Consider the following 9,857-nt stretch of genomic DNA (forward strand, 5'->3'; position numbering starts at 1 on the left):
TTCGCGCAGCCAGTAGCCGCCGGCGAGGATCGCCTGGCGCAGCGTGTCGGTCATCTCGCGCTTGGGCTGCTCCAGCGGCCGGGTCGACAGGCGCAGATAGACCGAGCCGCCATCATGGTCGCGCACCCAGTCGGCGCTCGCTTCGCCCGACCCCGTTGACGCTTCGGGGCCGCGCTGCATGTATTCGAAGCCCCAGGCCATGATCGCCGCCAGCTCGTCGACATAGGCCGGCTCGAAGCTGGCGAGGCCGTCCTGCGCCATGCCGATCAGCGGCGTGCCGATCGACTGGTGCGCGCCACCTTCCGGCGCCAGGGTCAGGCCGGACGGCGTCGCCACCAGCATGAAGCGGGCATCCTGGTAGCAGGCGTAGTTCAGCGCATCGAGGCCGCGGGCGATGAACGGGTCGTACAGGGTGCCGACCGGCAGCAGCCTTTCGCCGAACAGCGAATGGGTCAGGCCGAGCGCCGCGAGGTTGATGAACAGGTTGTTCTCGGCGATGCCGAGTTCGACATGCTGGCCGTCCGGCGACATGCCCCAGCGCTGGGCCGAGACCACCTTCTGTTCCTTGAACACGTCGGCGCGGCCATGCCGGTCGAAGATGCCGCGGCGGTTGACCCAGCCGCCGAGATTGGTCGAGACGGTGACGTCGGGCGAGGTGGTGACCACGCGTTCGGCCAGCATGTCCTCGCGCTTGGCCAGCTCACCCATCACCCGGCCGAAGCCTTCCTGGGTCGACATGGTCTCGGCCAGGGCGACGTCGAGGTCGCGCGGCACCGGGATCCGCGCCGCCGGGTAGCGCCGGCGGCCCTCGGCCGTGAACGGCACGGCGCCGAGGAAGGCCTGCAGCTCCGCCGCCATGTCGTCGAGGCCGGCGAACGGCTCCCACTCCCGGCCCTCGGGCACGCCCTGGCTGGCCTGGAACGCGGCCATCTGGTCCAGGTTCATCAGCCCGGAATGGTTGTCCTTGTGGCCGGCGAAGGGCAGGCCGAGGCCCTTGATGGTGTAGGCGATGAACACCGTCGGCACGTCGTCGGTGATGCCGTGGAACGCCGCCAGCACCGACTCCATGTCGTGGCCGGCCAGGTTGGTCATCAGCGCCGCCAGCGCCGAATCATCATGGTCGGCCAGCAGCTCGGGAATCCCCGCCTCGCCGCCGATATCGGCCAGCAGCTGGCGCCGCCAGGCCGCGCCGCCCTGATAGACCAGGGCGGAATAGAGCGGGTTCGGGCATTCGTCGATCCAGCGCCGCAGCGCGCTGCCGCCGGGCCGGCGGAATGCCGCCTCCAGCAGGCTGCCGTATTTCAGCGTGACGACCCGCCAGCCCATGTTCTCGAACAGCTTGTCGATGCGGGCGAACAGCCGTTCGGTGACGATCGAATCCAGGCTCTGGCGGTTGTAGTCGATCACCCACCAGACGTTGCGGACATCGTGCTTCCAGCCTTCGAGCAGGGCCTCGTAGATGTTGCCCTCGTCCAGCTCGGCGTCGCCCATCAGGGCGATCATGCGGCCGCCGGCCTTGGCCTCGCGGCCCCATTCCTTCAGCGCCACGTAATCCTGGGCGATCGAGGCGAACAGCGTCATGGCGACGCCGAGCCCGACCGAGCCGGTGGAGAAGTCGACGTCGTCGATATCCTTGGTGCGCGACGGGTAGGACTGCGCGCCGCCGAGCGAGCGGAACTGCTCCAGCTTCTCCTGCGTCTGCTGGCCGAGCAGGTACTGGATCGCATGGAAGACGGGGCTGGCATGCGGCTTCACCGCCACCCGGTCATGCGGCCGCAGCACATCGAGATAGAGCGCGGTCATGACCGTGACCAGCGAGGCGGAGGAGGCCTGGTGGCCGCCGACCTTGAGCCCGTCCGGGTTGGGCCGGATGTGATTGGCGTTGTGGATCGTCCAGGCCGAGAGCCAGAGGATCTTCTTCTCCAGCGCCTTGAGCAGCCGCAGCCGATCCGCCGACCCAACGCCTTCTGGCACCGCGCCATCCGCCTCGATGCGCGCGTCCCGCGCCCTGCGACCCGCCGTCCCCATCGCCCGAAATCCTCGTCCTGCCGCGAATTCGACCCACCTTATGGAGCACGCCATTGAACCGGACGCAACGCCGGCGCACTTCCTTCCCGGCGACGTCGGCCGACGGAATCCCGCCATGCCGGCGTGGAAGGGGAAGAAGGGGTCGACGTTCGAAAGCGGAGACGAAGCACGCCATGTCTCTCGTCGAAGCGGCGATCGCCGCCAACCGGTTCGGGTTCGGCGCCCGGCCCGGCGACCTCGACGCCATCGCCGGCGATCCCCGGGGCTGGCTGAAGGCCCAGATCGGTCCGCCCGCGGCTGCCGAGGCCGGGGCGGATGACATGCCCCTGACCCAGGCCGGCATGGTCGTCCTGATCGCGATCCGGACCGCCAAGGACCCGGACAGCCGCAAGCCGCATCAGGACGAGGCGCTGGCGCTGCGCGACCGCGACCGCATCGCCCATGTCCAGTCCGCCCTGACCGCCGACGCGCCCTTCCGCGAGCGGCTGGTCAAGTTCTGGACCAACCACTTCACCGTCGCCTACGCTCAGAGCTATGTGACACCCTTTGCCGGGGCCTACGAGACCGAGGCGATCCGACCCCATGTCACCGGCCGTTTCCGCGACCTGCTGGGCGCCGTGGTGCACCACCCGGCGATGCTGTTCTATCTCGACAACGCCACCTCGGTCGGGCCGAATTCGAAGTTCGGCCAGAAGGCGTCCCTGGGCCTGAACGAGAATCTGGGGCGGGAGCTGATGGAGCTGCACACGCTGGGTGTCGACGGCGGCTACACCCAGGCGGATGTCCGGTCGCTGGCGCTGATCCTGACCGGCTGGTCGCCGGGGCGGGAGAAGGACCCGCCCGGCACCATCTTCGCCTTCCGCCCGACCGGGCACGAGCCGGGGCCGAAGACCTTCCTTGGCAAGAGCTATGCCGAGGCCGGCGAGGCCGAGGGCGAGGCGGCGCTGGACGCGCTGGCCGCCCACCCCGCCACGGCCAGGCACATCGCCACCCAGCTGGCCCGGCACTTCATCGCCGACGACCCGCCGCAGGCCGCGGTGGACCGGCTGGCCAAGGCGTTCCAGGACAGCGGTGGCGACCTGGCCGCGGTGTCGGGCGCGCTGGTCGACAGCCCGGAGGCCTGGACGCCGGAGCGGCGGAAGTACAAGGCGCCGATCGAGATGGTGGTCTCCACCCTGCGCGGCCTGGGGGTCGACACCGCCGACGCCGCCACGGTGAATTCGGTCCGCCGCCTGGGGCAGCAGATCTACAACGCCCCGTCGCCGCAGGGCTGGCCGGACCGCGAATCCGACTGGCTGGCGCCGGAGCTGGCGATGCAGCGGATCGCCTGGACCTACCAGTCGCTGCCGAAGCTGACGCCGGACCAGTCGCCGCTGCCGCTGGCCGAGGCACTGCTGGGCCCGACCCTGTCCGACAAGACCAAGGGCGTGCTGAGCGGCGCGCCGAGCCAGCGCGAGGGCATCGCCCTGGCGCTGCTGAGCCCCGAATTCCAGAGGAGGTGAGAGGATGACCCTCACCCGACGCCATCTGCTCGGCGGCTTCGCGGCCGCGGGCGCCCTGAGCGTGATGCCGGCCCGGCTGCTGCTGGCCAAGGCGCCGATCGACCAGCGCTTCGTGCTGATCATCCTGCGCGGCGCGCTGGACGGGCTGGCCGCGGTGCCGCCCTATGGCGACCCCGACTACAAGGCGCTGCACGGGGCGCTGGCGCCGCCCGACCCCGGCACCGATGGCGGCATGGTCGATCTGGATGGGCATTTCGCCCTGCATCCCGGCCTGGCGCCGCTGAAGGACTGGTATGCCGAGGGCAGCTTCCTGCCGGTGCATGCCGTGGCCTCACCCTATCGCGACCGGTCGCATTTCGACGGCCAGGATCTGCTGGAGACCGGGGCATCGCAGCTGGACGGCACCCGCGACGGCTGGCTGAACCGGACGCTGGGCCTGATCGGCGCCACCGACCGGCGCTTCGGCATCGCCTTCGCCGAGGAGATCCCGCTGGTGCTGCGCGGGTCGACGCCGGTGACCTCCTGGCGGCCGGACCGCGGCGTCAACCTGCCGCCCGGCTTCCCCGACCTGATCGCCAGCCTGTACGACCAGGACCCGGCGCTGCATGCCGCCTACGCCACCGGGCTGGACACCACCGCCTTCGGCAAGCAGATCCAGGGCCTGATGCAATCGGGCGCCGCCCCCGCGGCGGCGATGGCCGGCGCCACACCCCCAACCGGCGACATGGGCGGGATGGCTCCGGCTCCAGTGGCCGGTGCCGCCGCCGCGGGCGCCGACCTCAAGCTGGCCGAGGCCGCCGGCCGGTTCCTGGCCGACCCGGCCGGGTCGCGCATCGCGGTGATGGAGCTGTATGGCTGGGACACGCATGTGCTGCAGGTCAAACGGCTGGACCGGCTGCTGGCCGCCTATGCCGCCACCCTGCAGGCGCTGCGCACCGGGCTGGGCGATGCCTGGAAGCAGACCGCGATCCTGACGGTGACCGAATTCGGCCGCACCGCCCAGGCCAACGGCTCCGGCGGCACCGACCACGGCACCGGCTCGGTCGCGCTGCTGGCCGGCGGCGCCGTGCATGGCGGCCGGGTGCTGGCCGACTGGCCGGGCCTGTCGGGCCAGAAGCTGTACCAGGGCCGCGACCTGGCCCCCACCACCGACCTGCGCGCCGTGGTGAAGGGCGTGTTCCGCGACCATCTCGGCCTGCCGGAGGACGGGCTGAACCGCGTCGTCTTCCCCGGCAGTGCCGAGGCGGCCGGGATACACGACCTGGTGAAGAAGGCCTGAAATCCGCCCCATCGAAGATAGGAGTTGCACCGGCGCCCGACACGAACGGTAATAGGATTAAGGGCCTGCCCGCCACCAAGCCAGCTGCTCGCTCAACCCAGCATGAGTGATCGACGCAGATGGACGCACGCGCGACCCCCGGCCCGATTCCGCCCCGCATCGAATCGCCGGCCCGCATCGAATCGCTGGACGTCCTGCGCGGCGTGGCGATCCTGGGCATCTTCTATATCAACATCACGATCATGGGCGGCCCGATCGCAGGACCCTCGTCGCTGTCGCCCGACCCATCCTGGGGCGACCGGGCGGCGACATGGCTCATGAACCTGCTGGTGATGGACCAGACCACGATCGGCCTGCTGCAGCTGCTGTTCGGCGCCGGCGTGGTGCTGTTGACCGCCAAATCCGCCAACGGCTCCATCCGCCGGAACCTGTGGCTGGTGGCCTTCGGCCTGGTGCATGCCGTCGTGCTGCTGTGGCCCTACGACATCCTGCACATCTATGCGATCGCGGGGCTGTGCCTGTATCCGCTGCGGACGGTCGGGCCGAAGACGGCGCTGCTGCTGGCGCTGGGCGTCAGCCTCCTGGTCATGGCCAGCGTCCCGGTCGTGCCGCCGGACCAGGCACCGGCCACCGATGGAGCCTTGGCGGAACAGCTGGCCAGGCACGGGGGCTACCAGGCCACCGTGCAATGGTCGCTCCAGATCCTGTCGCGGCTGTACGAGGACATGGGACTGTGGTGGCGGTTCGCCGATTCCTTCTCGACCATGCTGGTCGGCATGGCGCTGCTGCGATGGGGCATCACCCAGGGCCTGCGGTCGCGCGGCTTCTACCTGGCGCTGGCCGTCGCGGCCTATGCGATCGGCGCACCGATCACCCTGACCGACACGTTCGGCCTGCCCGTCGGCGGGGCGTCGGCGGGGCTGCTGATCACCGCCCGGCTGGCGATCACCATCGGCCATCTCGCCGTGATCAACCTGCTGCTGCAGACCGGCGCGGGCGAGCGGCTGCTGCGCCCGCTCCGGGCGGCCGGCCGGACGGCGCTGTCGCTGTACCTGATGCAGACCGGCATCGGCATGTTCGTGCTGTTCCCGACCTGGGGCCTGGGGCTGTGGGACCGGCTCAGCCCGGCCGGCCTAGCCCTGATCGCCACGGGCGTGGTGGTCCTGCAGCTGCTGCTGGCCAATCTGTGGCTGCGAGCCTTCAGCCTGGGGCCGGTCGAATGGGCCTGGCGATCACTGGCCGGCTGGCGTCGCCAGCCCTTCCGGCTGCAGGCGGCCCGGCCCTAGGCGCGCACGCCCAGGGCCGGATGCCGCTTCCGTCAGGCCGCGGCCTTGCGCAGGCCCCGGTTGACCGCCCCGGCCACCGCCTTGAGCGAGGCCATGACGATGTTGCTGTCGATGCCGACGCCGAACAGCGTCTTGCCGCCGATCTGCGCCTCGACATAGGTCACGGCGTTGGAGTCGGAGCCGCTGCGCAGCGCGTGCTCGCGATAGTCGGCGATGTCGACGTCGATATCGATCTCCTGCCGCAGCGCGTCGACGAAGGCGGCGAGCGGGCCGTTGCCTTCGCCGCGGATCGTCTTCTCCACCCCGTCGATCTTCACCTGCGCCTCGATGTGGCGCTCGCCGCGGCCGGTCGGCAGGGTGGTGTGGCCGAGCACCTCGACCCGACCCGGGGTCAGGTATTCCTGCTCGAACTCATGCCAGATCACCTTGGACGAGATCTCCTTGCCGGTCTCGTCCGCCAGCTTCTGGATCACCTGGCTGAACTCGACCTGCAGCTTGCGCGGCAGGTCCAGCCCGTGATCGGTCAGGAGGAGATAGGCGACGCCGCCCTTGCCGGACTGGCTGTTGACCCGGATCACCGCCTCATAGCTGCAGCCGATGTCCTGCGGGTCGATGGTCAGATACGGCACCTCCCACAACCCGCTGTTGCTCTTCTCCATAGCCGCGAAGCCCTTCTTGATCGCGTCCTGGTGCGAGCCGGAGAAGGCGGTGAACACCAGCTCGCCGCCATAGGGGTGGCGCGGATGCACCGGCAGCTGGTTGCAGTACTCGACGGTGCGAACGATCTCGCCGACATCATGCAGGTCGAGCTCCGGGTCGATGCCGTGGCTGAACATGTTCAGCCCCAGCGTGACGATGTCGACATTGCCGGTACGCTCGCCATTGCCGAACAGCGTGCCCTCGACCCGGTCGGCCCCTGCCATCAGCGCCAGCTCGGTCGCGGCGATGCCGGTGCCGCGGTCATTGTGCGGATGCACCGAGAGGATGAAGCTGTCGCGCCGGGCGAAGTTGCGGTGGCACCATTCGATCTGGTCGGCATAGACGTTCGGCGTCGTCTGCTCGACCGTCAATGGCAGGTTCAGGATCGCCTTGTGCTCCGGCGTCGGCTGCCAGACGTCGAGCACCGCGCCGCAGATGTCCCGCGAGAAATCCAGCTCGGTGCCCATGAAGCTTTCCGGCGAGTACTGGAACACGATCTCGGTCTCCGGCACCGTCGGCACCAGTTCCTTGACCAGCTTCGCGCCGCGCACCGCGATCTCGGTGACGCCGTCGCGGTCGAGGCCGAACACCACCCGGCGCTGCAGGGTCGAGGTCGAGTTGTAGAGATGGACGATCGCCCGCTTCGACCCGCGGATGGCGTCGAAGGTGCGGCGGATCAGCTCCTCACGCGACTGGGTCAGCACCTGGATGGTGACGCCGTCGGGGATCAGGTTGTTGTCGATGAGGTGGCGGATGAAGTCGAAATCGGTCTGCGAGGCGGCGGGGAAGCCGACCTCGATCTCCTTGAAGCCCATGCGGACCAGCAGGTCCCACATGCGCTGCTTGCGGTCGGTCCCCATCGGCTCGATCAGCGCCTGGTTGCCGTCGCGGAGATCGACCGAGCACCAGATGGGGGCGCGGTCGATGACGCGGTTCGGCCATTGCCGGTCCTGGAGCGGGACGGTCTGCACCGGACGGTACTTGTCGACGGGCATGCCAGGCTTGGGCGATATCACGGACATCGGATTTCTCTCTCGCACCGGCCGAAAGCCCGGCCGGAATAACAGGATAGGACGGAATGACGACGGGCGCATGACATGGATGCGCCAAAGGGCCGCCCGGCGCGCGATGCGCCGATCAGCGGCCGGTGATAAGTCGCAGCGTGGTCCCGATGGTGTGGGAAACGGCCGGTCGAAAAGGTCGGGCGGGGGTCATGGTGAGGATCCGGATAGAGGTCGCAACAGGCTTCGGCCAGACGCCCTTGAGGGCGCCGGTCAGATAAGTCGAAGCGTGCGAGCTAGGATCACCATGCCTTCACCTAAGGGGCGGTCGGCCTTTCTGTCAACTGAATCCGTGGGTCGGTCAGTCGGTCGAAGAAGCTGACGATGGTCGGGCCGGTGCCCTCCGGCCAGCCATGCGCATAGGGCCGGCTGCGGTTGAAGGTCGAGGGCAGGTCGCAGAACACCACGGGGTCGGAGATGGCGCTCGCCCCCCAGCGTTTGCAGCGGAAGGTGGCGTTGGCGTCGACCGGGGTCGTCTTCAGCTGGTTCTGGGCGATGCGCTTGTCACGCTCGATGATGCCCTGGCTGTAGGACACCATGTTGTCCTTCGGGTTGTGCAGCAGGATTGCCGCCATCTCGCCGCGGCAGGGCCGGATGCTGCCGACGCCGCCGGCGACCACGGCGGTGGCGCGGAACACACCGGCACGGGCGCAGGACAGGTCGTTGACGAAGCTGCCGCCCATGGAATGGCCGGCGGCGAAGATCTGGGTCTGGTCGACGCACAGCGTCGCCTTCAGCCGGGCCAGCAGCGTGTCGACATAGGCCATGTCGCGGTCGGCCTTGCCGCCCCAGCCGCCCTGGGCCTGCGGATAGACCACCACGGCCGGGCGCGCCGCCGAGCCCTCCAGGTCGAAATAGGTCTTCACCTTCTCGGCCGTGCCGGTGCGGCCATGGAAGGCCACGATCAGCCGGTACGGGTGCGATTTGTCGTAGCCGCGCGGCAGGTCGACGATGTAGCGCCAGGACGCACCCTGGAACTTCAGTGTCTGCGTGCCCGCCGCGGCCGGGATGCCGCAACCGCTGGTCGGCTGCGGCGGACCGTCCACCACGGCGGCCTGCTGGCTGCCCGGCCGCGGACCGCCGCCCGGCGCCGCGCAGGCGGCCAGCACGAACAGGCAGATGAGTGCGGCCAGCCGGCCAGCGCGAAGGATCGGGGGCATGGCGGTCACTTCTCGAGCAGTCGGGGCATCAGTTCGACGAAATTGCAGGGCCGGAACCGGTTGTCGAGCTGGTCCTTCAGGACCAGGTCCCAGGCGTCGCGGCAGGCCGAGGGCGACCCCGGCAGCGCGAACAGATAGGTGCCGCCGGCGACGCCGGCCGTCGCCCGGCTCTGGATCGTCGAGGTGCCGATCTTGTCGTAGGACAGCCAGCGGAACAGCTCGCCGAAGCCGGGGATGTGCTTTTCATAGACGGCGTCGAACGCCTCGGGCGTCACGTCGCGGCCGGTGACGCCGGTGCCGCCGGTGGCGATCACGACATCGGTCTCGGGGTCGGCGATCCAGGTCCGCAGCTGCGCCTCGATCGCGGCCTGGTCGTCCCGGACGATCGAGCGGGCATGGACCCGGTGGCCGGCACCGGCCACCCGCTCCGCCAGCGTGTCGCCCGACTTGTCGTCGGCCACCGTCCGTGTGTCGGACACGGTCAGGATCGCGATGTTGACGGCGATGAACGGACGAGTTTCGTCGATCCGGCCCGGCATGCGCCCCCCTGTCCCTGGTCGAAGGAAGCGGCCAAGCTAGCCGAGGCGGTCCGGCGGGAAAAGCAAAACGGCATGCCGGTCAGCCGCAATCGTGCCGCAGGTTCCGGCCACGGCTGACCGGCGAAACGTACAAGACGCGCGTCCCGCGCGGATCAGGCGTCGCGCTTGAAGGCGCAGCCGAGCTCCACCATCCGGTGGCGCAGCACCAGGAGGTCGCGCCAGACGTCGCGCTTCATGCCCGGCTGCCGCAGGATAAAGGCCGGGTGATAGACCGGCATGGTCGGCACCGGTGCCGGCAGGTCG

7 protein-coding genes are annotated in these 9,857 nt (G+C 69.6%); 3 read left to right on the forward strand and 4 right to left on the reverse strand.

All coding sequences use genetic code 11. The annotated features are described in order from the left end of the window. On the reverse strand, nucleotides 1-2,028 hold a 2,028-nt coding region (locus AC3XYG_RS04720), incomplete at its 3' end, for a thiamine pyrophosphate-binding protein (protein ID WP_489138658.1). A gap of 173 nt (nucleotides 2,029-2,201) precedes the next feature. On the opposite strand from AC3XYG_RS04720, the gene AC3XYG_RS04725 reads away from it, so the two are divergent. From AC3XYG_RS04725 to AC3XYG_RS04735, 3 genes are all read left to right on the forward strand, one after another. After that, the gene (locus AC3XYG_RS04725; RefSeq protein WP_489138659.1) at nucleotides 2,202-3,530 is read left to right on the forward strand and encodes a DUF1800 domain-containing protein; all 1,329 of its coding nucleotides are present in this window, start codon (nucleotides 2,202-2,204) and stop codon (nucleotides 3,528-3,530) included. A 4-nt stretch (nucleotides 3,531-3,534) separates the two neighbouring features. Further along, nucleotides 3,535-4,809: a DUF1501 domain-containing protein gene (locus AC3XYG_RS04730; RefSeq protein ID WP_489138660.1), complete on the forward strand. Its 1,275-nt coding sequence runs from the start codon at nucleotides 3,535-3,537 to the stop codon at nucleotides 4,807-4,809. 119 nt (nucleotides 4,810-4,928) lie between these two features. Then, on the forward strand, nucleotides 4,929-6,095 hold the full coding sequence (locus AC3XYG_RS04735; protein ID WP_489138661.1) for a DUF418 domain-containing protein: 1,167 nt from the start codon (nucleotides 4,929-4,931) through the stop codon (nucleotides 6,093-6,095). Between the two features lie 32 nt (nucleotides 6,096-6,127). Here AC3XYG_RS04735 and leuA read toward each other — a convergent pair whose 3' ends face one another. The 3 genes from leuA to moaB all read right to left on the reverse strand — a co-directional run bounded on the left by leuA (nucleotide 6,128) and on the right by moaB (nucleotide 9,554). Beyond that, complete coding sequence (gene leuA / locus AC3XYG_RS04740) at nucleotides 6,128-7,789, reverse strand: 2-isopropylmalate synthase (protein ID WP_489138662.1); 1,662 nt, start codon at nucleotides 7,787-7,789, stop codon at nucleotides 6,128-6,130. Nucleotides 7,790-8,112: 323 nt separating this feature from the next. Continuing rightward, a complete protein-coding gene (locus tag AC3XYG_RS04745; protein WP_489138663.1) occupies nucleotides 8,113-9,015 on the reverse strand; it encodes a CE1 family esterase in 903 nt (300 codons plus the stop codon). Between the two features lie 5 nt (nucleotides 9,016-9,020). Continuing rightward, entirely contained in the window at nucleotides 9,021-9,554 is a 534-nt protein-coding gene (gene moaB / locus AC3XYG_RS04750) for a molybdenum cofactor biosynthesis protein B (protein ID WP_489138664.1), read from the reverse strand. Nucleotides 9,555-9,857 lie beyond the last annotated feature (303 nt).

Source organism: Inquilinus sp. (genome assembly GCF_057815775.1).

Coding starts and splice junctions, on each gene's coding strand:
- AC3XYG_RS04725 (WP_489138659.1), top strand. CDS start 2,202: ATGTCTCTCGTCGAAGCGGCGATCGCCGCCAACCGGTTCGGGTTCGGC.
- AC3XYG_RS04730 (WP_489138660.1), top strand. CDS start 3,535: ATGACCCTCACCCGACGCCATCTGCTCGGCGGCTTCGCGGCCGCGGGC.
- AC3XYG_RS04735 (WP_489138661.1), top strand. CDS start 4,929: ATGGACGCACGCGCGACCCCCGGCCCGATTCCGCCCCGCATCGAATCG.
- leuA (WP_489138662.1), bottom strand. CDS start 7,789: ATGCCCGTCGACAAGTACCGTCCGGTGCAGACCGTCCCGCTCCAGGAC.
- AC3XYG_RS04745 (WP_489138663.1), bottom strand. CDS start 9,015: ATGCCCCCGATCCTTCGCGCTGGCCGGCTGGCCGCACTCATCTGCCTG.
- moaB (WP_489138664.1), bottom strand. CDS start 9,554: ATGCCGGGCCGGATCGACGAAACTCGTCCGTTCATCGCCGTCAACATC.